At 67.5% G+C, this 21,941-nt stretch carries 21 protein-coding genes; 10 read left to right on the top strand and 11 right to left on the bottom strand.

From position 1 onward, the window contains the following. Positions 1 to 724: 724 nt before the first annotated feature. The gene (locus tag AB0L82_RS16330) at positions 725 to 1,135 is read right to left on the bottom strand and encodes a DUF5318 domain-containing protein (RefSeq protein ID WP_364636548.1); all 411 of its coding nucleotides are present in this window, start codon (positions 1,133 to 1,135) and stop codon (positions 725 to 727) included. 262 nt (positions 1,136 to 1,397) lie between these two features. Here AB0L82_RS16330 and AB0L82_RS16325 point away from each other — a divergent pair, with 262 nt between their 5' ends. Then, on the top strand, positions 1,398 to 1,955 hold the full coding sequence (locus AB0L82_RS16325; protein ID WP_364636546.1) for a PadR family transcriptional regulator: 558 nt from the start codon (positions 1,398 to 1,400) through the stop codon (positions 1,953 to 1,955). Beyond that, positions 1,948 to 3,033 carry an inositol-3-phosphate synthase gene (locus AB0L82_RS16320; RefSeq protein WP_364636544.1) on the top strand — a complete coding sequence of 362 codons (1,086 nt, stop codon included), beginning with the start codon at positions 1,948 to 1,950 and terminating at the stop codon, positions 3,031 to 3,033. The genes AB0L82_RS16325 and AB0L82_RS16320 overlap by 8 nt, the downstream gene beginning before the upstream one ends. A gap of 81 nt (positions 3,034 to 3,114) precedes the next feature. Here the strand turns inward: AB0L82_RS16320 and AB0L82_RS16315 are convergent, their stop codons facing one another. The 6 genes from AB0L82_RS16315 to AB0L82_RS16290 all read right to left on the bottom strand — a co-directional run bounded on the left by AB0L82_RS16315 (position 3,115) and on the right by AB0L82_RS16290 (position 9,708). Then, positions 3,115 to 3,540, bottom strand: a complete 426-nt coding sequence (locus tag AB0L82_RS16315) for a GyrI-like domain-containing protein (protein ID WP_364636542.1) — start codon at positions 3,538 to 3,540, stop codon at positions 3,115 to 3,117. A gap of 5 nt (positions 3,541 to 3,545) precedes the next feature. Continuing rightward, positions 3,546 to 4,001 (bottom strand): GyrI-like domain-containing protein, encoded by a 456-nt coding sequence (locus AB0L82_RS16310; protein ID WP_364636540.1) that lies wholly within the window; start codon positions 3,999 to 4,001, stop codon positions 3,546 to 3,548. 154 nt (positions 4,002 to 4,155) lie between these two features. Continuing rightward, on the bottom strand, positions 4,156 to 6,354 hold the full coding sequence (locus AB0L82_RS16305) for a transglycosylase domain-containing protein (RefSeq protein ID WP_364636538.1): 2,199 nt from the start codon (positions 6,352 to 6,354) through the stop codon (positions 4,156 to 4,158). Between the two features lie 86 nt (positions 6,355 to 6,440). Next, the gene (locus AB0L82_RS16300) at positions 6,441 to 7,340 is read right to left on the bottom strand and encodes a carbohydrate ABC transporter permease (protein ID WP_364636536.1); all 900 of its coding nucleotides are present in this window, start codon (positions 7,338 to 7,340) and stop codon (positions 6,441 to 6,443) included. Next, positions 7,340 to 8,314 carry a sugar ABC transporter permease gene (locus AB0L82_RS16295; RefSeq protein ID WP_364637916.1) on the bottom strand — a complete coding sequence of 325 codons (975 nt, stop codon included), beginning with the start codon at positions 8,312 to 8,314 and terminating at the stop codon, positions 7,340 to 7,342. Before AB0L82_RS16295 ends, AB0L82_RS16300 begins: the two co-directional genes overlap by 1 nt. 92 nt (positions 8,315 to 8,406) lie before the next feature. Continuing rightward, the gene (locus AB0L82_RS16290) at positions 8,407 to 9,708 is read right to left on the bottom strand and encodes an ABC transporter substrate-binding protein (RefSeq protein WP_364636534.1); all 1,302 of its coding nucleotides are present in this window, start codon (positions 9,706 to 9,708) and stop codon (positions 8,407 to 8,409) included. A 170-nt stretch (positions 9,709 to 9,878) separates the two neighbouring features. Between AB0L82_RS16290 and AB0L82_RS16285 the strand changes: the two genes are divergently transcribed. The 4 genes from AB0L82_RS16285 to AB0L82_RS16270 all read left to right on the top strand — a co-directional run bounded on the left by AB0L82_RS16285 (position 9,879) and on the right by AB0L82_RS16270 (position 13,028). After that, positions 9,879 to 10,709 carry a DUF2786 domain-containing protein gene (locus tag AB0L82_RS16285; protein WP_364636532.1) on the top strand — a complete coding sequence of 277 codons (831 nt, stop codon included), beginning with the start codon at positions 9,879 to 9,881 and terminating at the stop codon, positions 10,707 to 10,709. Between the two features lie 8 nt (positions 10,710 to 10,717). Then, on the top strand, positions 10,718 to 11,224 hold the full coding sequence (locus AB0L82_RS16280) for a TIGR04338 family metallohydrolase (RefSeq protein WP_364636530.1): 507 nt from the start codon (positions 10,718 to 10,720) through the stop codon (positions 11,222 to 11,224). 96 nt (positions 11,225 to 11,320) lie between these two features. After that, positions 11,321 to 12,556, top strand: a complete 1,236-nt coding sequence (locus AB0L82_RS16275; protein WP_364636528.1) for a DUF6745 domain-containing protein — start codon at positions 11,321 to 11,323, stop codon at positions 12,554 to 12,556. A 25-nt stretch (positions 12,557 to 12,581) separates the two neighbouring features. Then, complete coding sequence (locus AB0L82_RS16270; protein ID WP_364636526.1) at positions 12,582 to 13,028, top strand: hypothetical protein; 447 nt, start codon at positions 12,582 to 12,584, stop codon at positions 13,026 to 13,028. Positions 13,029 to 13,131: 103 nt separating this feature from the next. Here the strand turns inward: AB0L82_RS16270 and AB0L82_RS16265 are convergent, their stop codons facing one another. After that, the gene (locus AB0L82_RS16265; RefSeq protein WP_364636524.1) at positions 13,132 to 14,127 is read right to left on the bottom strand and encodes an o-succinylbenzoate synthase; all 996 of its coding nucleotides are present in this window, start codon (positions 14,125 to 14,127) and stop codon (positions 13,132 to 13,134) included. 267 nt (positions 14,128 to 14,394) lie between these two features. On the opposite strand from AB0L82_RS16265, the gene AB0L82_RS16260 reads away from it, so the two are divergent. Then, entirely contained in the window at positions 14,395 to 15,609 is a 1,215-nt protein-coding gene (locus tag AB0L82_RS16260) for a hypothetical protein (protein WP_364636522.1), read from the top strand. Positions 15,610 to 15,631: 22 nt separating this feature from the next. Next, positions 15,632 to 15,967, top strand: a complete 336-nt coding sequence (locus AB0L82_RS16255; protein ID WP_364636520.1) for a hypothetical protein — start codon at positions 15,632 to 15,634, stop codon at positions 15,965 to 15,967. 9 nt (positions 15,968 to 15,976) lie between these two features. Here the strand turns inward: AB0L82_RS16255 and AB0L82_RS16250 are convergent, their stop codons facing one another. Then, positions 15,977 to 17,146 (bottom strand): thiolase family protein, encoded by a 1,170-nt coding sequence (locus AB0L82_RS16250; RefSeq protein ID WP_364636518.1) that lies wholly within the window; start codon positions 17,144 to 17,146, stop codon positions 15,977 to 15,979. Positions 17,147 to 17,230: 84 nt separating this feature from the next. Here AB0L82_RS16250 and AB0L82_RS16245 point away from each other — a divergent pair, with 84 nt between their 5' ends. After that, positions 17,231 to 17,731 carry a helix-turn-helix domain-containing protein gene (locus AB0L82_RS16245; RefSeq protein ID WP_364637914.1) on the top strand — a complete coding sequence of 167 codons (501 nt, stop codon included), beginning with the start codon at positions 17,231 to 17,233 and terminating at the stop codon, positions 17,729 to 17,731. Between the two features lie 31 nt (positions 17,732 to 17,762). On the opposite strand, the gene ugpC is transcribed toward AB0L82_RS16245, so the two are convergent. Together ugpC and AB0L82_RS16235 are read right to left on the bottom strand one after the other, a co-directional pair. Then, the gene (ugpC, locus tag AB0L82_RS16240; RefSeq protein WP_364636516.1) at positions 17,763 to 18,833 is read right to left on the bottom strand and encodes a sn-glycerol-3-phosphate ABC transporter ATP-binding protein UgpC; all 1,071 of its coding nucleotides are present in this window, start codon (positions 18,831 to 18,833) and stop codon (positions 17,763 to 17,765) included. A gap of 124 nt (positions 18,834 to 18,957) precedes the next feature. Next, the gene (locus AB0L82_RS16235; RefSeq protein WP_364636514.1) at positions 18,958 to 21,015 is read right to left on the bottom strand and encodes a heavy metal translocating P-type ATPase; all 2,058 of its coding nucleotides are present in this window, start codon (positions 21,013 to 21,015) and stop codon (positions 18,958 to 18,960) included. A 147-nt stretch (positions 21,016 to 21,162) separates the two neighbouring features. Here AB0L82_RS16235 and AB0L82_RS16230 point away from each other — a divergent pair, with 147 nt between their 5' ends. After that, entirely contained in the window at positions 21,163 to 21,936 is a 774-nt protein-coding gene (locus AB0L82_RS16230; RefSeq protein ID WP_364636512.1) for an LLM class F420-dependent oxidoreductase, read from the top strand. Positions 21,937 to 21,941: the final 5 nt, after the last annotated feature.

Genomic DNA, 21,941 nt, shown 5'->3' with positions numbered 1-21,941 from the left:
ACGGCGACCTGCGCTTCGGACGACGGCTGCCGCCCCCGCTGCCGCCGGGGCCCTCACCGCCGGGACGCCGCGGCGGCGGACCGCCCGCGGTGCCACCCTGCGGTCGCCGGGCGGCCGCGGGGTTCGGGCCCGACGGCGGCCGGGTGCGGTCGTCATTGCGGGTGCGGTCGGCGACGCCCGCGCCGGCGCGAGCCTGCACGCGCGGATTGCGATCGGAAACCCGTTCGGCGCGATCGGAAGTCGCGGCCCGCTGCAGATGCGGGGGCACGGCCTGGCGACTGCCGGTATTCACCTTCTGGGTGGCGTCGGGTGCGGGCAGCTTGCGCGTCGCGTCCGGATTGGGCCGGCCCTGCGGCGGCGGACCCGGACGGCGCGGGGGCTGCTGGCCCTGCGGTACCGGACCGCGCATCGGCTGACCCTGCGGTCCGCGCGGGGGCTGCCCGCCGGGAGCCGGGCGGCCCGGCTGACCCGGGCCCATACCCGGCTGGCGCGCTCCTGGCGGCGGACCCTGCGGTCGCGGCGGCGGATATCCGCCGGGGCCGGGTTGCGAACCGCCACGCTGGGGGCGGCCGCCGTGCGGTCCGTCGTCATAGGGCGATGTCACAGCCTGGCTCTCCAATAGCTACTCGATACTTACGGTCCTAGCCCGGGGTGGTGGGTCCTTGCGGCAGTTGGCCGCTGCGGGCACGCGTGTACCCGCGTATTCAGCAGTCGGTGCGGCCTTTCACTCGGCCGCGCGACGGCGGGCGCCGGAACGACGGCGGCCCGGCGCGGGGGCCTGGCCCGCCACATAGGACTGCACCAGATGGTTCCAACTGCAGGTCCGGCACACCTCGACCACGTGCACCGAGAACTCCTCGCGCGTCTCGGCCAGCCGGATCAGCTCTTCCGGCGTGCGCGCGGAGCCGGCGGCCGGTCCCAGAGCGTCACCGTAGACCCACGATACGAGAGTCAACTGCTCTTTCCGGCAGATGGGGCATGTGACCTCGCTCCCGCGCCCATGGAATTTCGCCGCACGCAACAGGTACGGATTCGCATCGCACACCGACGAGACGTCCACGCGGCCCGCGTAGACGTCGGCCAGCAGCGACCGGCGCCGGAGCGCATAGTCCACTACCTGCCGCTGTATTCGCACGCGACCCAGAGTACTTGCGGCGGCACGCCCCCCGCACTCCTCTGTTCCGCCTCTCCGAATATTTAGCGCCCGGCTGAGAGCCGTCAACCGGCTCGCATGCGTGCTCGCGGTGGGTGCCGACCCGATTTCGGGGGTGCCCCAGGAGTTACCCGGATCTCACGAAATCAGTGCATCGGTTAGCAAAATATATCGGCGCGATATAGTTTGTAACTGCATCCATCGGTTAGGTCTGAAGACAACAGTCAGGAGGGGGTGAGGCCCGGTGCTCGAGTTGGCAATCCTCGGGCTGCTCCTCGAATCTCCGATGCACGGCTATGAGTTGCGTAAGCGGCTCACCGGTCTGCTCGGCCCGTTCCGGGCCTTCTCGTACGGGTCGCTGTATCCGACCCTCAAGCGCATGCAGACCGATCGCCTTATCGCGGAAGAGATTCCACCGGGGTTGACCACGCGGCGTGCGCGGCGGGTCTACCAGCTGACCGATCTCGGGCGGGAGCGGTTCGCCGAACTCCTGGCCGATACCGGACCACAGAACTACACCGACGACGGCTTCGGCGTTCACCTGGCTTTCTTCAGTCGCACCCCCGCGGAAGCGAGGATGCGGATTCTGGAAGGCCGGCGACGGCAGGTCGAAGAGCGCCGAGAAGGACTGCGGGAGGCGATCAAACGAGCCAGCGGGCAACTCGATCGCTACACCCGCCAGCTCCATCAGCTCGGTCTCGAATCAAGCGAGCGCGAAGTGCGCTGGCTCAACGAGTTGATTGCTGCGGAGCAATCGACGAAGGCGGCACCACAGAAAGAGGGAAATAGCGGCCATGAGTGAGAACAACACCGAAGTTCGGGTGGCCATCGTAGGTGTGGGTAACTGCGCGTCTTCCCTGGTTCAGGGTGTGCAGTACTACAAGGACGCTGACGAGACCGCGACCGTTCCAGGTCTCATGCACGTCAAGTTCGGCCCCTACCATGTCCGCGATGTGAAGTTCGTCGCCGCGTTCGATGTCGACGCGAAGAAGGTCGGCTTCGACCTCTCTGACGCGATCTTCGCCAGCGAGAACAACACCATCAAGATTTCCGATGTGCCGCCGGCCGATGTGCCCGTGCTGCGCGGTCCGACCCTGGACGGCATCGGCAAGTACTACGCCGAGACCATCGAGCTGTCCGAGGCCGAGCCGGTCGACGTGGTCAAGGCGCTCAAGGATGCCAAGGTCGACGTCCTCGTCTCCTACCTTCCGGTCGGTTCGGAAGAGGCCGACAAGTTCTACGCGCAGTGCGCCATCGACGCGGGCGTGGCCTTCGTCAACGCGCTGCCGGTCTTCATCGCCTCGGATCCGGTGTGGGCGCAGAAGTTCGTCGACGCGGGCATCCCGATCGTCGGCGACGACATCAAGTCCCAGGTCGGCGCGACCATCACGCACCGCGTGATGGCCAAGCTGTTCGAGGACCGCGGTGTGCAGCTGGACCGCACCATGCAGCTGAACGTCGGCGGCAACATGGACTTCAAGAACATGCTCGAGCGGGAGCGCCTGGAGTCCAAGAAGATCTCCAAGACCCAGGCCGTCACCAGCAACCTGAAGAAGGATCTGGGCGAGGGCAACGTGCACATCGGCCCGTCCGATCACGTGGGCTGGCTGGACGACCGCAAGTGGGCGTACGTGCGCCTCGAGGGCCGCGCCTTCGGTGACGTCCCGCTGAACCTGGAGTACAAGCTCGAGGTGTGGGACTCGCCGAACTCGGCCGGCATCATCATCGACGCCGTCCGCGCCGCCAAGATCGCCCTCGATCGCGGCATCGGCGGACCGGTCATCCCGGCCTCGGCCTACCTGATGAAGTCCCCGCCGAAGCAGCTCGCCGACGATGTCGCCCGTGAGCAGCTCGAAGCGTTCATCATCGGTGCGGAGTAAGTAGCGATCACCACCGGGTGAGGGAAGGGCGGGACCGCGATTCGCGGTCCCGCCCTTGGCTTTTGGAAGCTTGTGCCGGCGTCAGTCGAGGGAGACGTAAACCTCTACCGAGGTCGGGCCGGTGTAGCGCTCGATCTCGGCGGTGTGGGATCGGGTGATGGTGCCCGCGTTCTCGGCCTTGGCGACCTTGGCCCACGCGGTGCGGAGCAGGTCGTAGGGCTTGTCCGAGACCACGAATTTGGCGTAGCGACCGGTGGGGATTCGGGTCAGGACGTCACCGGTGTCGAGATCGTCCAGGCCCGAGAGTTCATAGCCGAGAACCGCCACGGCGTGATCGTTCTGCCCGATATAGGCCGCGACGCGCTCGGCCTTCTTCTCGCGGGCGAGATAGCGGTCCCAGGTGAAGTTCACCAGATCCAGATCCCGCGCGGTGACCTCGCGGCCCGCGAGCGGGATGGTCAGCCCGCCGACGAGAAACCCGTCGAGGGTGATGATTTCGAAATCCACAGCCCCTACCCCTCCGCGCCGGCGTGCAGCGCGACGAAAACCTCCACGGTCCGGGGATCCGGATACCGTTCGAAATCCCCGGTATACGCGCGGGTCAACGTGCCCGAGGCTTCCAGATCCCATACCGTGCGCCAGATGGAGGCGATGGTGTCGCCCAGGTTGTCGCCGGAGCGGGTGAAGCGCGCGAAGGTGCCCGCGGGAATCCGGGCGAGCACATCGCCAGGCAGCAGGTCGTTCAGGCTTTCACAGCGGTAGCCGACGATATGGGTCAGATAGGAGCCGATCTCGGGCGCGTGATCGACATACGCGGTCGCGGGTGGCCCGGGCAGGCTGCGGGCGAGGTTCTGTTTCCAGGCTTCCTCGACCTTGGCGCGGCGCGGTCCCTCGACCGCCAGCGCCGGGCTGCGTAGCACCGTTCCGGCCACCAGCGTCTCGTGGCGTTCAACTACATTGAAATCCACCGGCGTCGCCCCTAAGTCTCGTGCTGTCTCCGACCCCACCCTGCTCCCAACCCGCATCCTGCCACCGATGTCCGGAGTCGATGGCACCGGTGGCCGTTTCCACAATATCCGTGGCCGGGGGCGGATGGGTCCGGTAGTCGGGATTCATGATCAACTAGCCCGGAACCGGGATGCTGAGGCCGGGAAATATCTCCACCTGGCGTGGCTCCGGCGCGGGCGGAATGATCACCACCGGTTCCTGCTGCGGACCCGGACCCGGATTGAGAATGTCGTAATTGCCATTGCCGGGCGGCGCGCCGGGCAGGTCGGCCGGATTCGGGAACTGCTCCACCGGTGAGCCGTCCAACGCGCCGTCCATGGTCTGCTTCCAGATATCGGACGGCAGTCCGGAACCGTAGATGGCGGCGCCGCGCGCGGTCCGAATCGGTTGCGACTGTTCGGTTCCCACCCAGACCGCGGTGCACAGCGACGGGGTGAACCCGACCATCCAGGCATCCTTGTTCTGCCCGGTGTCGCCGAGCTGGGTGGTGCCGGTCTTGGCCGCGGACGGCCGCCCGGCGAGATTGTGATTGTTCGAGTACGCCGCGATGGGCAGCATGGCCTGGCTGACGGTATCGGCCACCGTGGCCTGGATGCGCTGTTCACCCTTCTGCGGATCGGGGCCGCGATCCAGCAGCACCCGGCCGTCCCCGGTCACCACCTTCTGCACGAAATACGGTGCGCGATAGGCACCCGAGGCGGCGATGGTCGCGTACGCCGAGGCCATATCAATCGGCCGCACCGAATACGCGCCGAGCACGATGGACGGCAGCGGCTGCCCGCCGTCCTCGGTCAGCGTCTTGCCCGCGACGCCCGGGATCTGATCGGGGATACCGGCCTGATGTGCCGCGTTCGCAATGGCTTTCGGCCCTTCGAACAGCGTCTGGGTGAGCCGGTAGAAGCTGGTGTTGAGTGAGCGTTTGAACGCCTCGCCGAGCGAGCAGGTGCCGCAGGATTCACCGCCGACGTTCTGGATCTTCTCGCCGTTGACGGTGAGCGGTGCGCTGTCGAGCTTGTAGGACAGTGAGATTCCCTGCTGGAGTGCGGCCAGTACCGCGAAAGTCTTGAAGGCGGAACCGGTTTGCAGCGGGGCCTGGGCGAAGTCGAAGCCGATGCCGTCCGGTCCGCCGTAGTAGGCGCGCACCGCACCCGAGCGCGGATCGATCGAGACCACCGCGCTGCGTAACTCGCCGGGCTGTCCGCCCATGGTGTTTCCGACCGCTCCGAGTGCGGCCTGCTGCGCCCGCGCGTCGATGGTCGTGAAGATCTGCAGCGCACCGGTATTGAGCTCTTGCTCGCTGATCCCGGAGGCGCGCAGTTCGCGCAGCACCTGCGCGCGGATCAGCCCCTCGGGCCCGCGCGGGATATTGTCGCCGACCTCGGTGGCGGGGACGATCTCCGGGAATTGCACGGCGGCCCGGTCGGTGCGGCTGAGCACTCCCATATCGACCATGCCGTCGAGCACGTATGCCCAGCGCGCCCGCAGCTGTGGCAGATGGGTTTCCGGATCCAGGATGGACGGGGTGCGCACCACCGATGCCAGCACCGCGCTCTCACCGAGGTTCAGTTCCGGAACCGGTTTGCCGAAATAGGCTTTCGCGGCCGCGGAGATGCCGTACGCGCCGCGACCGTAGTAAATGGTGTTCAGGTAGGCCGCGAGAATATCGTCCTTGCTCCACTGCCGGGACATCTTGGCGGCGATGATGAGCTCGCGCATTTTCCGGCTCAGGGTGCGTTCGGAGGTCAGGAAGGCGTTCTTCACATATTGCTGGGTGATGGTGGAGCCGCCGCCCGCATCGTCCTTACCGGTCAGATTGTCGCGGGCCGCGCGCAGGAACGCCGTGGTAGAGAATCCGGGATTGGTATAGAAATTGCGGTCCTCGGCCGAGAGCATCGCCAGCCGCATCGGCTGCGGCACATCGCTGAGCGGTATCGGGGTCCGATTGCCCTCGGGCGGAATGACCTTCGCGATGACGGTATTGCCGTCCGAGGTCAGGATGGTGGCGATCTGATTGGTCTGCACCGCCGACGGATCCGGGATCTCCGCGCTCCAATACGCGAGTCCGAGCAGCATGGCGGGCAGCACCAGGAAGATGACGACCAGCGTGGCGATCACCCGGCGGATGCGCTGACCGCGGGTGCGCGGCGGGCGCGTGGCCGATTCGGGCCGGCTCGGCGGCTTCGCGCGCCGGCGCGGTTTGCTGTGCGACGGTTGCCGCTGCAGCGGCACGGTCGGGAGCTCGTTCCACCCTGCCATGGTGGCGTACGGGGCCGGTTCGTTTCGGCGCCGTTTGCGGGACGAGCTCACGATCATCTCCTTCCGGAGCGTCGAAAAAGCTTGTGTACGTCAGAGCGCCGCAGGCGCGGCGCGACCCATGCTAATCGACGCTACCGTCAGGATCAGGACTTCACACCGCCCGCGGTGAGACCGGAAATGATGCGGCGCTGGAAGAGCAACACCATGATCACCAGCGGAATGGTGACGATGGTGCCCGCCGCCATGATGGCGGCATAGGGCTGCACCAGCGGATTATTACCGGAGAAACGCGCCACCGCGACGGTGACCGGTTCGGTCTTATCGCTGGAAAGCAGTCGCGCCAGCAGATATTCGTTCACCGCGGCGATGAAAGCCAGGATGGCCGTGGTGAATACGGCGGGCGCGGCCAGCGGCAGCATGATCAGCCGGAACGCCTGGAAGCGGGACGCGCCGTCGATGCGCGCGGCCTCTTCGAGTTCCCAGGGCAGTTCGGTGAAGAACGAGGCCAGGATGTACACGGTCATGGGCAGCACGAACGAGATGTTCGGGATGATCATGGCCTGGTAGTGCCCGATCCAGCCCAGGTCGGTGAACAGCTGGAACAGCGGTGTCACCAGCACCACGACCGGGAACATGGACGCGCTCAGGATGAGCCCGGAGACCACGTACTGGCCGCGGAAGGTCAAGCGCGCCAGGGCGTAAGCGGCCATGACACCGAGCACCAGTGCGATGACCGTGGTCACCGATCCGATGATCACGCTGTTCAGCAGTGCGCGCCCGAAGTCGTTGCCGCGGTTGGTGCTGAACGCGTCGCGGAAGTTGTCCAGGGTGACGTGCGTCGGCCAGGGCGTGTTGTCGAAGGTGTAGGCCGGATCGCGCAGTGCGGTGACGACCATCCAGTAGAACGGGCCCAGGCCCCACACCAGCACGATCAGCGCGCCGAGGTAGACGCGGCCGGAGGCGAGTCGCTTGGTCCACGGGACCGATTGCGCCACCGGCTTTTTCACGGGGGCGGCGGGCGCTTTACTCATATCGATGCTCATCAGTGCGCCTCCCGCTGTGCTTCCTGGGTGCGAACCGCGTTGGCGCCCAGCACCTTCACCAGCAGGAACGCCACCGCGAAGATGAGGAAGAAGGTGATCACCGACAGCGCCGAGGCGCTGTTGGGACCCTGGCGCACCTGATCGACCACCAGCATCGAGATGGTGCGGGTGTTCGGATTGGACTGGGTCAGGATCGCGGGCAGGTCGTACATGCGCAGCGCGTCCATGGTGCGGAACAGCACCGCCACCAGCAGGGCGGGCTTGAGCAGCGGCAGCGTGATCTGGGTGAAGCGCTGCCAGGCGGAGGCGCCGTCGACCTTGGCGGCCTCGTACACATCGGCCGGAATGACCTGCAGCCCGGCCAGAATCAGCAGCGCCATGAACGGGGTGGTCTTCCACACGTCGGCGATGATGACCGCGAAGCGGGAGGGCCACTGGTCGGCGGTCCACAGGATATGGGTGCCGAACACCCGGTTCACCACGCCGTCGTACTGGAACATGAACTCCCACAGGCGCGCCGTGACGGCGGTGGGGATGGCCCACGGAATCAGCACGGCGGCGCGCAGCAGGGCGCGGCCCTTGAACGTCTTGCCCATGATGACGGCCATGCCCAGGCCGATGGTGGCCTCCAGGGTCACGGTCACCACGGTGAAGAACAGCGTGACGCCGATGGCCAGCCAGAACTGCGAGCCGAGATTGCCGGTGGGGCAGTCGACCGTCTCGCCGAGCGAATTGGTGCACTGCTGCAGCAGCCAATGCGTGTAATTGTCGAACCCGGCGCTGCCGCCCTTGGTGAACATGCCGGTGGACTTGTCCAGTCCGGCGTCCTTCTGGAAGGACATGTACACCGCGCGGACCACCGGATACCCGACCACGACGGCCAGGGCGAGCAACACGGGCGTGACGAACAGCCACGGTTTGGCCGATCCGCCCGGGGCGAATCGGCGTTTACCTTGCGGCGGTGCGGGTTTCACGGGCTTGCCAGGCAGGTCGGGCGTCGCGACATCGGTCGCTCCCGAAGGACGTGACACCGTTTATCTTCTCCTACGGGGACGGACTCGTCGTACTACGAACCGGCGGTCTCGATGCCCTTCTGCATTCCGACAATGGCGTCGTCGACGGACTTCGTACCGGTCAGCGCAGCATATGCGTTGTCCTGGATGGCCTTCGACACCGCCGGGTAGAACGGGGTGACCGGACGCGGCACGGCGGAGGCGATGGAATCCTTCAGCGCGGGCAGGTACGGCATCTTGGCGATCAGCGCCGGATCGTCGTAGACCGAGGCGCGCACGGACGGCAGTGCGCCCTGGGCGATGATGTGCTGGGCGTCCTCGCTGATCAGGTAGCGCAGGAAGTCCAGCGCGGTGGCCTTGTTCTTGGAGAACGTGGAGATGGCCGCGTTGTAGCCACCGAGGGTGGAGGCGCCGATGCCGTCCTTACCGGGCAGCGGGGCGACACCGAACTTGTCCTTGACCGCGGAGGCGTCCGAGCCCGCGTCACCGAAGGACGACGGCCAGCCGCGCATGAACATGAGCTTGCCGGTGACGAACGCGTTCTGCGATTCCGGCTCCTTGAAGGAAATGCCTTCCTTCGGGATATCGCCGTTCTTGTACGAGTCCACCAGCACCTGCAGGCCGGCCTTGGCCTGCGGGGTGTTCACGGTGGGGGTTTTGCCGTCCGGGCCGACGAAGCTGCCGCCGAAGGCGTTGATGACCTCGGCGGTGTTCACGGTCAGGCCCTCGTAGGGCGCGAACTGCCCGGCATAGCAGCCGATTCCGGCTTCCTTGGCCTTGGGGCACTGGGCCAGCAGCTCGGTCCAGGTCTTGGGCGGTTCGGGGGACAGGTCCTTGCGGTAGAACAGCAGGCCGCCGTTGGTGTTTCGCGGTGCGGCGTACAGGGTGCCGTTGTAGGTGGCCGAGGCGACCGGCGGCGACAGCAGGGTGGAGGTGTCGATCGCGAAGGAGTCCTTCAGCGGCTGGATCCAGCCCTGCGCGGCGAATTCGGCGGTCCACGGCACGTCGAGCGCGACCACGTCGTAGTCCGAGGACTTGGCCTGCAGGTGCTGCTTCAGATCGTCGTACTGCTGGGAGGCGTCGTTGGATTGCTCCTTGAACGTCACCTTCTCATCCGGGTGCGCGGTGTTCCACCGGTCGATGAGTTGTTTGACCGCACCGGTTTCGGTGGTGTCCTTGCCCTCGACATAGGTGATCGGGCCGCGCCCGGTCAGGTTCTGCGAGGCGGCGTTACTCCCCGAGTCGCTCGAGCAACCCGCGGCGAATGTCGCGGTCAACAGCGCGGCCGAGGTGACAGCCACCGCGGCGCGCGGGACGAGCGACGATCGTAGGGACGACACCTTCTTCAAAACCATCGCGGATACTCCAGGGTCGAGACGTGAGCGGCAGCACACTCAGCCGGTTGCACAAGGGAAGATACATGGTGGATCTTCCCCGTGCCCGGACTACCTCGGTCTTCGCACCCCCGCCCGGTAGCTCCCCGCACCGAGTCATCGGATCATCCGCCCAGCTAGGCTGGGTGCCGATGTCTTCTCAGGACAAGTTACTCACACGTATCGGCGGGCTGCTGCGGCAGGCCGAGTCGACCGATAACGAGCACGAGGCCGAGGCGTTCCTGGCGGCCGCACAGAAGCTCGCCACCCGGTCCTCGGTGGATCTGACTGTCGCGCGGGCGCATATCGCGAGCCGGGAGCGGCGGCCGACGCCGATTCAGCGGGTGATCCCGATCGGTGAGCCGGGCAAGAAGGGATTGCGCACCTACGTACAGCTGTTCGTGGCGATCGCCGCGGCCAATGATGTGCGCTGCGATGTGGCGCGGTCCTCGACGACGGTCTACGCGTACGGGTTCGACTCCGATATCGACACCTGCGAGGCGCTGTACGGCAGTCTGCTGGTGCAGATGGTGCGGGCGTCGGATCAGTACATCAAATCCGGGGCGTACAAGAGCGCCACCACCGAGAAGATCGTCGCCGAAACCCGCTGGGGCCGAACGATCCAGAAGCGCGTACAGGCTCCGGTCGCGGCGGTGACCGCGCGCCTGAATTTCCAGATGGCCTTCGCGGCGCGTATCGGCCGCCGCCTGGCCGAGGTCAAAACCGAGGTGGAGGCGGAGGCGGTACGGACCGAAACCCTCTCCACCGGAACGGCTCTCGCGCTGCGCAATAAGGAGCTGGAGCTCACGGACTTCTACTCCAGCACCTCCGAGGCGCGCGGAACCTGGCGCGGGCCGCAGGCGTCGGCGGGCTACTCGGCCGCCGCCCGGCGCGCCGGTGACCGTGCCGGTCGGGCCGCGCGTCTGGGCACCGCGCCCGAATTGGGTGCGGGCCGTGGGCAATTACCGCGCGGTGAGGGCTGACATCCGCCGTGCGTGACGCGCAGCGGTCACGGGTGTACGACGCGGAAATGCTGGTGCGCGGCGTTTTTGAGCGTGCCGAGGAGTTCGGGGTGCGCACCGTGGAGGTGCTCGGCTCGCAGGTGACATTGCCGGTGGAACGAAAGTTCGCCTCGGTGGAATCCGTGCAGAACTATGTGGATCGCGTGCTCGCACTGAATTGGGTTGCCGCCCAGTGGAAACGGGCCGATGTGCCGGTCACGGTGCGGGCGCGGTCCGGAACGCGGGCCGCGCACTACGAGGCCGATGTCGCGGTGCTCGCGGTACCCCTGCACGTGCACGGAAAAGCCTGGGCGCTGCGGGAATTGGTGATTCTGCACGAGCTCGCGCACCACCTGGACGCCGATCACGCCCTGACCGCGCCGCACGGGCCGGAATTCTGCGGCCGCTATATCGAGCTCGTCGACGGTGTCGTCGGACCGGAAGCCGCGCTGTTGCTGCGCACCACCATGTATTCCTGTGGCGTGCGCGTACTTTGAGCGCCCGGCCGGATCGCGCTTGCGGCGACGCGAATTCGATGCCATGATCGGATTCATGATCTCCTTCTATGGAAAGGCGGCCACCGCCTTCGAGCGGTGACCGCGGTCGCCACCCCGCGCCGGCCCAGAGCCCGTGGGGTTTCCCTGGTAGAACCCGTCGAATTCGCGTGCCGATTACGCGATGAATGGCTGCGGACCGGTCTGTCCACCGCACCCGCCGATCGGGATATCGCACAGCGTGCCGTCACCGAGCTGTACGCGCTGGTCGGCGCAGCGCCACCGGAATTCGTCTGGGTGCCCTCGCCCGCGGCGGCGGTGGAAATACTGCGCGATGATCCGGACCGGCCACCGGGCGGAATCGGAATTCCACCCTCCGGTCAGCCTTTTCGAAACTGGCCGCTATTGCAGCGTCTGCTCGGAAACAAATCCGCCATGCGGCGGCGATTGATCGAACGCACCGAACCCGAGCGGGAATGGTGGTTGCGCGGCCGGTCATTGCCCGCGCACGAATGGTCCGCGATGTCGCCGCGAGAATTGCTGGCGGCGGGTATCTCCGCACCTCGGATTCTGGATAATCTGGTACATCTGCCTTTGCAGGAATCATTGCGGGACAGTATGTATCGGCCGATGCGCGCCGAATTGCTCGGTCCGGACGGGCGGCGCACCGATATCGCCGGATATGAGCAGTACGACACCTGGACCGTGGCCTTTCACGACCTGAATCGGGTCGCCGGATTGGCGCGATACCGCGATGACGATGCGCACCAGCTCGATCAGTGGGTGGCGCTGGCCCGGCATGCGGGCTGGTGGTGGCCCGGTCCGAAGCGCTGTGTGCTGTCCGAGCGTCCGGTCGCGGTGCATGCCGAACCGCAGGCGGTCGCCTGGTTCGGTGAGACGCGGCTGCACAATTCCAGCGGTCCTGCGGTCGAATTCGCCGATGGAGCAGGTGTTTTCGCGCTGCACGGCACCTTCGTGCCGGAGTGGGTGTTCAACGATCTGACGGTGGAACGCGTGCTGGCGGTGCGCAATATCGAGGTGCGGCGGGCCGCCATCGAACGGCTGGGCTGGGACGAATTCATCGATCGGGCCGGGCTCACCCTGCTGTCCGCGGCTCCCGATCCCGGCAATCCGGGCGCGGAACTGCGCCTCTACGACAATTGGCGCGATCGCACCCGAGTGCTGCTGGTGGTCAACGGTTCTCGGGAACGTGACGGCACCCGCCGCCGCTACGGCCTCAATGTTCCCGTCACCATCGACAATCCCGTGGCCGCCGCCGGTTGGTCCTACGGTCTGAGCGGTGCGCAGTACGCGCAGCTGCGCCGCCGCACCTGAAACTTCCTACACCAGAGGTGATCTCATGACCATTACCCTTGCCGAACTGACCTCCCGCACCGGTGTCGACGTCCTCGACCATCTGGAAACCCAGGTCGCGGTCCCGGCCGTTGCGGGCCTGCAAGCCCAGGGCGACCTGCTCGTCATCCCCATCGAGTTGGTCGCCAATGTCCGCGTCCCCGACAATCGCTGGATCGAGGTCCCGCTCGCGGGCATCGAAATCGTGCGCGGCGCGGCGGGAGCCAACCCGCACGTCCTGGTGGCCGATCCCGGCGTCTGCCGCTGGACCACCCGCGTCGCGGATCCGGAGGGCCTGGCGCTGGGCTGCCTCGACACCCGCGCCACCGCCTACCTACTGCACCCCGAACACGGCGGCAGCGGTATCGCCCCCGGCCGCTACCTCATCCGCCGCCAGCGCGAACGCACCCTGACCACCTCCGGCAGCATGCGCAACGCCCTGATCGCCGACTGAGCACAGCACCGCAACCGCGTTCGGCCACAGCGGTATCCGTGCACGCCGGGGCGACCGGCCGCGTGGACCGAGAGATGCCCGAGCCGCCGAACTGGGCCGCTCGCTATGGCAGGAGCGCCGCTACCCGCTCCAGGCGCTGCCGCCACCACCGTTCCCGTTCCGGGTCCGGGTGGCGGTAGCGCTCCATCAGCTCGGGATCCGGCGTAGGCGGGGAGGCCGGAACGGTGAGATATCCGTCCACGGGGCGCAGTGATTCGCTCACCAGATCACCGGTGAACAGTGACAGCGTGTCGAGACCGCACGCGAATTCGAGCTCGGGAAGGGTTGCGGCCAAACGTATCTGGGCGGCGAGTCCCACGCTGCTCTCCAGCGCCGACGACACGATGGCGGGCAGTCCGGCGGCCTCGGCTACCTGGAGCGCGCGCCGCACCCCGCCCAGCGGCGTGCATTTGAGCACCGCGACATCCGCGGCCCCCGCCACCGCTACCCGCATGGGATCCTCTGCGCGCCTGATGGATTCGTCGGCGGCGATCCGCACATTCACCCTGCGCCGCACCTGCGCCAATTCCTCGATCGTGCGGCAGGGCTGTTCGACGTACTCCAAGCCGCCCGCCGCCTTGTCGATCAATCCGATCCGCTCGACAGCGGTCTCCACATCCCAGACCGCATTGGCGTCGATCCGCACGGCACCATCCGGCCCGAGTGCCTCCCGGGTGGCGGCCACCCGATCCAGGTCCTCGGCAAGCGAATCCGGGTGATCGGCCACCTTCACCTTCGCGGTCCGGCATCCGGACCCCGCCACGATCTCGCGCGCGCGTTCCGGCCCCACCGCGGGCACGATGCAGTTCACCGGCACCCGATCCCGCACCGGTTCCGGCCACCCGAGGGTCGCCTGCTCGACCGCAGTGGCGAGCCAGGCCGCCGCCTCCCGATCGTCATACTCGGCGAACGCGCAGAACTCACCCCACCCCAGCGGACCGGGGATCAGCATCCCCTCGCGCACGGTGATTCCGCGAAACCGGGTCCGCATCGGTATGGCGTAGACGATCGCGGCGTCGAAATCCGGAGCCCCGGCCGACTGAATGGCGTGGTCGTTCATCACAGCCGAGCCTACCCAGCCGCACCGTCGGCCGATTCGAGACCGCGCTCGACAGGGCCGGGTCGCGAGGGCCGACCGCGCTCCGGTGCGAAAGTCCCTGTTTCCCAGCGGAGATGGGCGCACACTGGTGCGGAAGTGCGGCGGGAATGACGCGAACCCGGCCCGATGTTGTCGGTCTGGACCCGCGTCGCGATAACAAAGTGGCGGCCGGGTCGCGACGCGGCGACAATGCCGGAAGTAATCGATCGACCGGGGGAGCCCATCAGCATGTACCCACCCAATGAACCGCGTCGGACCGGCCCGGACGGCAGCCCGCCGAATTCCGGCCCCGTCCCCGGCGACCCGGGCCAGACGCGGCGACAGGGTGGACCCGGCGACCAGCAGGGCGATCCGAACCAATCCCGAGGCTCGGGCGGCCAGGGCTACCCACCCGGCCAGGTTCCGCCGCCGGGTCCCGGCGGTCCGCCGCCGCACGGCCCGGGTGGAGCCGGGCCGCAGCGCAACCCGGGCGGACCCGGCCGACCGCCGGGACCGGGCGGCTTCGGCGGCCCGGGTGGACGCGGCGGCGCACCGGGAGCCGGTGGTCCGGGCTCGGGCGGCCCGGGTTCCGGTGGTCCGGGAACTCCCGGGCCGGGCGGACCCGGTCAAGGTCGCGGGTCGGAAGATCCGGGTGCGCAACGCAACACCGGCGGGTCCGGACGGCCTCCGGGGCCGGTTCGGGGCCCGGGGGATCCGGCATCGCAGCGGAATTCGGGCCGGGGCCCGGGTCCGGGAGGCTCGGGTGGGCCGTACGGGACGGGGCAGCATGCGCCGTGGGGTCCGGAAGGTCCGCTGTCACAGCCGGTTCCGGGTCCGGGGCACGGTGCACCGCAGGGATCCGGGCAGCCGTGGGGTCCGGAAGGTCCGGCGTCGCAACCTGTTCCCGGTCCGGGTTTCGGTCCCGGCGGTGGGAATCCGCCGTATGGATCGGGTCCGGGCGATCAGGGTCCGGGCGAGCCGGGGCAGCCGTACGCGCCCGCCGACGGCGAGGAAACCGTGCGCCAAACCCTGCCCAAGGGCGAGAAGGCCGGTGCCCGCCGCTCGAAATCGGTTGCCGCCGAGTCGAATACCCCGGGTCCGAGGCCGCCCGTCAGCCGCAAGGACGCCGCCCTGGCCGCGGTGCTGTTCGCGGTCGATATCGCGATCGTGTCGCTGTTCTCCTACGACCTGTTCGGAAAAGCCTTCGGCCTGATTCGCAACCGCTGTACGGCCAAGAAGGATCTCTCGGTGCAGTGCACCGCGATTCGCCCCGGAGCCTCGGCCCTGTGGGGTCTGCTGATCGGTGGCGGCGGTATGTCCCTCGCCCTGGTCGCCGCGCTGGTGCTGGCGGCGGTGGCCGCCATGACCGGTCGCCGGGCCTGGTGGTGGACCCTGGCCGCGCTGCCGATCATCGCGATCTGCGGCGGTATCGGCCACGTCCTGGTCGGCAACGCCGTCGGCTGACAAATCGCGGCATGCTGGAGGTATGGCGGAGTGGTGGCGGCCGCCGGTTCGGCCGGTGGATCTTGTTGCCGCCGTGGTGATTTATCTCGCGGCGGTGGTTGCGGGGTGGGTGCTGGCGGCGTTCGTGCCGGATTATCGGGTGCTTGTCGGTGCGACCGGTGAGCACCGGTTTCTGCCGTTCGCCTATTTCGTGGGGTGGTTCGGGATTGTGGTGACGCTCATGGTGATTCCGCTGTGGGTGCAGCGGGCGGTGCGGTTGGGGCAGCGGGCGTGGCCTACCGCGCTGGTGGCCTTCCCGCTGCTCATCGAATCGTGGGTGCTGGGGTTGCTCACCGCGATTGTCGCGGTGTCCCTGTGACTTCCGGGGTCAGAGGCGTTCGTAGATGGTGGCGTTGGCCAGGCCGCCCGCCTCGCACATGGTTTGCAGGCCGAACCGTGCGCCGCGGTCGTGCATGGCGTGCACGAGGGTGGTGGCGATTCGGGAGCCCGATGCGCCGAGCGGGTGGCCGATGGCTATCGCGCCGCCGTTGACGTTGACCTTGGACAGGTCCGCGCCGGTGTCGTGCGCCCAGGCCAGGACCACCGAGGAGAAGGCCTCGTTCACCTCGAACAGGTCGATATCGGAGAGTCGCAGGCCGCTGCGCTGCAATACCTTTCGGGTCGCGGGAATCACGGCGGTCAGCATGAGCAGCGGATCGTCGCCCGCTACCGCGAAGCTGTGCAGGCGGGCCAGGGGAGTGAGGCCGAGTTGGGCGGCACGCTCGCTGGTCATGATCAGCACCGCGGAGCTGCCGTCGTTGATCTGGCTGGCGTTGGCGGCGGTGATATTCCAGCCGATCTGCGGGAAGCGGGCGGCCATCTCCTCGCTGTAGAAGGCGGGGCGCAGGTTGCCGAGGGTTTCCAGGCTGCCGCCGAGGCGGATGCCCTCATCGGCGGTGAGTCCGGCCAAGGGTGCGAGCTGGGTGTCGAACGCGCCGTCTTTGGTTGCGCGAGCGGCCTTCTCGTGGCTGCCGAGCGCGAATTCGTCGAGCTGGGCGCGGGAGAGTCCCCACTTGGCGGCGATGAGTTCGGCGCTGATGCCCTGCGGAACCAGGCCCTCGGGATAGCGTTCGGCGAACCCGACACCCGCGATGTCCTGCGCGCCGATCAGGTTGGCGCCCATGGGCACTCGGCTCATGGATTCCACACCGCCCGCGACCACGATGTCGTACGCACCGGCGATGACGCCCTGCGCTGCGAAGTGAATGGCCTGCTGGCTGCTGCCGCATTGCCGGTCAACGGTGGTGGCGGGCACGGATTCGGGATATCCGGCGGCCAGGACCGCGCGGCGGGTGAGGTTGCTGCCCTGTTCGCCGACGGCGGTGACGACGCCGCCGATGACGTCGTCGATGAGTTCGGTATCGATGCCGCTGCGCCGGACCACTTCGCGCAGGCTGTGCGCGAACAGGTCGGCCGGATGCTGACCGTGCAGCGCGCCATTGGCCTTGCCCTTGCCGACCGGCGTACGGACCGCTTCGACGATGACTGCGTCTCTCATGGCTTTTCCTTTTCGGAGGAGCTGGCTTCATTGCCCTAAACCCAGGCTACGAGCTGGCCATAGTTGAGGCAAGTCAGCATGTGTATGATGTACGCCATGTCCGTCGTATTGGAAGGAAAGCTCAGGGACCTGAGCGCGTGGAAGCCCGAAGGGTGCTCCATCGCCAAGGCCCTCGATATCGTCGGCACCCGGTCGGCGATGCTCATCCTGCGCGAGGCCTACTACGGCGTCACCAGGTTCGACGGTTTCGCCACCCGCATCGGCATCACCGACGCGGCCGCCTCCAGCGCGCTGCGCAAACTCACCGATGCCGGACTGCTGGAGAAGCGCCCGTATCAGGAAGAGGGTAAGCGCACCCGGCACGAATACGTGCTCACCCCAATGGGTTCGGACCTACTGCCCGCCGTGCTCGCGCTGTGGCAGTGGGGTGATGAGTACCTCCAGAACGGCACCCCGCCGCTGGAGCGAGTGGAGGACGCGACCGGCGAACCGGTGCGCGTCGAGATCCGCTCCGCCTCGGGAAACGAAGTGCCACTGGAGAATCTGCGTGTCCGCGTCAACAAGAAATGGCGCCGCCCCGCGTAATGCGGTGCGACGCCAGTCGTTACGCCGGACGTCAGTTCAGCCGACGCCCGTCTTCGGGACCGAAGAAGTAGATGTGCTCCGCGTCCGTGGACAGGCTCAGCCGCGCGCCCTTGGCGGGCGGATTGCGCCAATCCGCGCGCGCCACAATGGTTTCCCCGTCGCCGAGGGTGCGGCCGTAGATGTACGCGTCGGAGCCGAGCTCCTCGACCACATCGACCTCCATGCCGATGCCCTGACCGTCCGCGACCGGTTCCAGATGCTCGGGCCGCACGCCCACGACGATATTCGGCCCGGTGGCCCCGGCGACCGTGCGCGGCAGTTCGAGCCGATGCCCGCCCAGGGTTACCCCGCCGTCCTGAACCGGCAGCGTGAACAGGTTCATGGCCGGCGATCCCATGAATCCGGCCACGAACAGATTCGCCGGATTGCGGTACAGATCGCGCGGTGACGCGCACTGCTGCAGCAGCCCGTCCTTGAGCACCGCGACCCGGTCGCCCATGGTCATGGCCTCGACCTGATCGTGCGTGACGTACACGGTGGTGGTGCCGAGCCGCCGCTGCAATTGCGCGATCTGGGTGCGGGTCTGCACGCGCAGTTTCGCGTCCAGGTTGGACAGCGGCTCATCCATCAGGAACACCTGCGGCTGCCGCACGATGGCGCGACCCATGGCCACGCGCTGGCGCTGACCGCCGGACAGCGCCTTGGGCTTGCGATCCAGGTACGGCTCCAGGTCCAGCAGTTTGGCGGCTTCCAGCACACGCTGCTGCCGCTCCTCCTTGGCGACCTTGGCCATCTTGAGCGCGAACCCCATATTCTCGGCGACGCTCATATGCGGGTACAGCGCGTAGTTCTGGAACACCATGGCGATATCGCGTTCCTTGGGCTCGGCGTGCGTGACATCGCGATCCCCGATGAGGATGCGTCCGTCACTCACCTCCTCGAGCCCCGCGAGCATGCGCAGCGAGGTGGACTTACCGCAGCCGGACGGACCGACCAGCACCAGGAATTCGCCATCGGCGATCTCCAGATTCAGTTCGTCGACGGCGGGTGTGGCCGAGCCCGGGTACAACCGGGTGGCCTTGTCGAAAGTGACCGTAGCCATGCGAAACGCATCCCTTCACCGGCAGGAACGTGCCGGACGATCCGTAGTAGAGGGGTTGGACCCGAGCCGGGGGCTCGGGTCCTGGGCACGATATCAGCCGGTGAACGGCCCTGCCGAGCCGTGATTACGCACCCGGGCGGGACTCGTGTTCGATGCCTTCATGTTCGGCCCCGCGCTGGAAGCGGAGCAGCCGCAGGGCGTTGGCCACCACGAACAGGGTGGAGCCCTCGTGGATGAAGACCGCCGGGCCGATGGGCAGGCCGATCAGGGTGGCGGGGACCAGGCCCGCGACGATGATCAGGGCGACGGTCAGGTTCTGGCGGATGATGGCGGCGGTGCGGCGGCTCAGGGCGACCGCGAAGGGGAGGCGGCCGATATCGTCGGTCATCAGCGCCACATCGGCGGTTTCCAGGGCGACGGCGGAACCGCTTGCGCCCATGGCGATTCCGACCGAGGCGTTGACCATGGCGGGCGCGTCGTTGACGCCGTCACCGACCATGGCGGTGCCGCCGTTGGCACTGAGGCGGCCGATCATCTCGACCTTGTCCTCGGGCAGCAGGCCACCGTGTGCGGCGTCCAGGCCGAGCCCGTCGGCGACCGCGTCCGCGACGCGCTGATTGTCACCGGAGATGACGATCAGATCGGAAATGCCCAGTGCGCGCAGCTTTTCCAGCACCGCGGCCGCTTCGGCACGCGGGGTGTCCATGACGCCGACCACGCCGAGATACCTGCCACCGCGTCGCACGATCATGGTGGTGCGTCCGGTCGCGTGCAGGCGGTCGACGGTTTCGGCGATCGCGACGGGCACCCCGTCCGGATCGATCTCGGCGAACATGGTGAGGTTGCCGATTTCGGTGGGACTGCCGTCGACCAGCGCGGTCACCCCGCGCCCGGTAACCGAATTCACCTGGGTGGCATCGGTTTCCGTCTCGGCGGGCACGAGCAGTTTCAGGTCGCGGGTGATGGCACTCGCGAGCGGGTGATCGCTGAACGACTCGACCGCGAACAGGGTGGCGATCAGGTCATCGCGCATTTCCGCCCGCGCGGGTTCGATATCGGTGACCCGGGGCTGTCCCCAGGTGAGCGTCCCGGTCTTGTCGAAGGCCATGGACCGCACTCGGCCGAGCGATTCGAGCGGCCCGCCGCCCTTGGCGAGCACGCCCGCCTGTGCGGCGCGCGCGACTCCGGCCAGTACGGCGCTGGGCGTGGCGATGGCGAGCGCACAGGGGCTGGCCGCGACCAGCACCACCATGGCGCGATAGAAACTGTCCGCGAACGGTTCGCTGAGAACGACAGCGCCGTAACCGATTACGGCGAGCACGCCGAGAATGACGGCGGGCACGTAGATCACCTGGAACCGGTCGATGAACCGCTGTGTCGGCGACTTCTGGGTGTCGGCGTCGCGCACCATGGCGATCACCCGCGCCAGGGTGCTGTCGGCGGACTTGCTGGTGACCATGATCTCCAGCACCCCGGAGCCGTTCAGGGTGCCCGCGAAAACGCGCTGTGATTCAGGTAGCGGGGTGCGGCTGGTGAGCGCGGCGGCCGGATCGTCCACGGCCCGCTTCTCGACCGGAATGCTCTCGCCGGTGACCGCGGATTCGTCGATGGCGCTCACCCCGGTGACTACGATGCCGTCCGCGCTGAGGCGCGAATTCGGCCGCACCACAACGATATCGCCGATCTCCAGATCCTCGACGTCGATCTCGGCGACGCTGTCCGGCCCGCGTCGCACCAGTGCGGTGCGGGGCGCGAGTTCGCCCAGCGCCTCGACGGAGCGCTTGGCCCGGCTCATGGCGAATTCCTCGAGCGCGTGGCCGAGGCTGAACAGGAACAGCAGCACCGAGCCCTCGGCCCATTTGCCGACCGCCGCCGCGCCGACGGCCGCGATCAGCATGAGGAAGTCGACCTCGAAGCGCCCGCGCCGCACGGTATCGATCGCGGTGCGCACGGTGAAGAAGCCGCCGAGCAGATAGGTGGCCCCGAACAGCGTGGCCGCGATCCACGGTGGGGTGTCCAGGAGGTAGCGGGCAACCATGCCGCCGGTATAGGTGACGCCGGAGCCGATGGCGAAGGCCATCTCCATGCGTGGTCCGAGCAGGCCGTGCCCGTGATCGCCGTCGCCCGCCGAGTGGCGGTCGGCACCGTTTGCGGTTCGCCGTTCGTTCGCCGTCGCGTTCATGCCTGCCACGATAACATCAACACATGCGAATGTCTGCATGTGTTTGACGGGGATATCTCTCCCGCGAGCTCGCGCGGCGGCCCGATCGGGACGGCGGTAGCCTCGGGAATCGGTACGAAAATCCAGTTCCACGAAAGGGAGAGCCACGTGAGCCGACCGGTTCGTATCGGAGTTCAGCTGCAACCACAGCACGCCCCCAACTACGGATTGATTCGCGACGCGGTGCGCCGATCCGAGGACGCCGGGGTGGATATCGTCTTCAACTGGGATCACTTCTATCCCCTGTACGGCGATCCCGAGGGCGCGCACTTCGAATGCTGGACGATGCTGGCCGCGGTCGCCGAACAGACCGAACGGGTGGAGCTGGGCGCACTCGTCACCGGCGGCGGCTACCGCAATCCCGAACTGCTCGCCGATATGGCGCGCACCGTCGACCACATCAGTGACGGTCGGCTCATCCTCGGCATCGGCGCGGGCTGGTTCCAGAAGGACTATGACCAGTACGGCTACGAATTCGGCACGGCCGGAAGCCGTTTGGCGCTGCTCAAGGAGAATATGGCGCGGCTGACCGACCGCCTGGCCAAATTGAATCCGCAGCCGGTGCGCGATATCCCGATCCTCATCGGCGGCGGTGGTGAGAAGAAGACGCTGCGCCTGGTCGCGCAGTACGCCGATATCTGGCACAGCTTCGCCGATCTCGACGTGCTGACGCGCAAGTCCGGCATCCTCGCCGAGCATTGCGCCGAGGTCGGCACCGAGGTGGCGAACATCGAGAAGTCGGTGGATTGGCCGGGCGCGGACAAGGCTCCCGATTTCGTGGCGCAGGGCGCGACCCTGTTCACCGTCGGCGTCGGCGGCCCGGACTACGACCTGAGCACCGTCGAACAGGCCATCGCCTGGCGCGACAGCATCTCGGCCTGACCCGC

It is taken from the genome of Nocardia sp. NPDC052001, assembly GCF_040680615.1.
Lineage (GTDB): Bacteria > Actinomycetota > Actinomycetes > Mycobacteriales > Mycobacteriaceae > Nocardia.
Note: the sequence above shows the minus strand (reverse complement) of the source record. Positions and strands in the feature narration are given on the sequence as shown.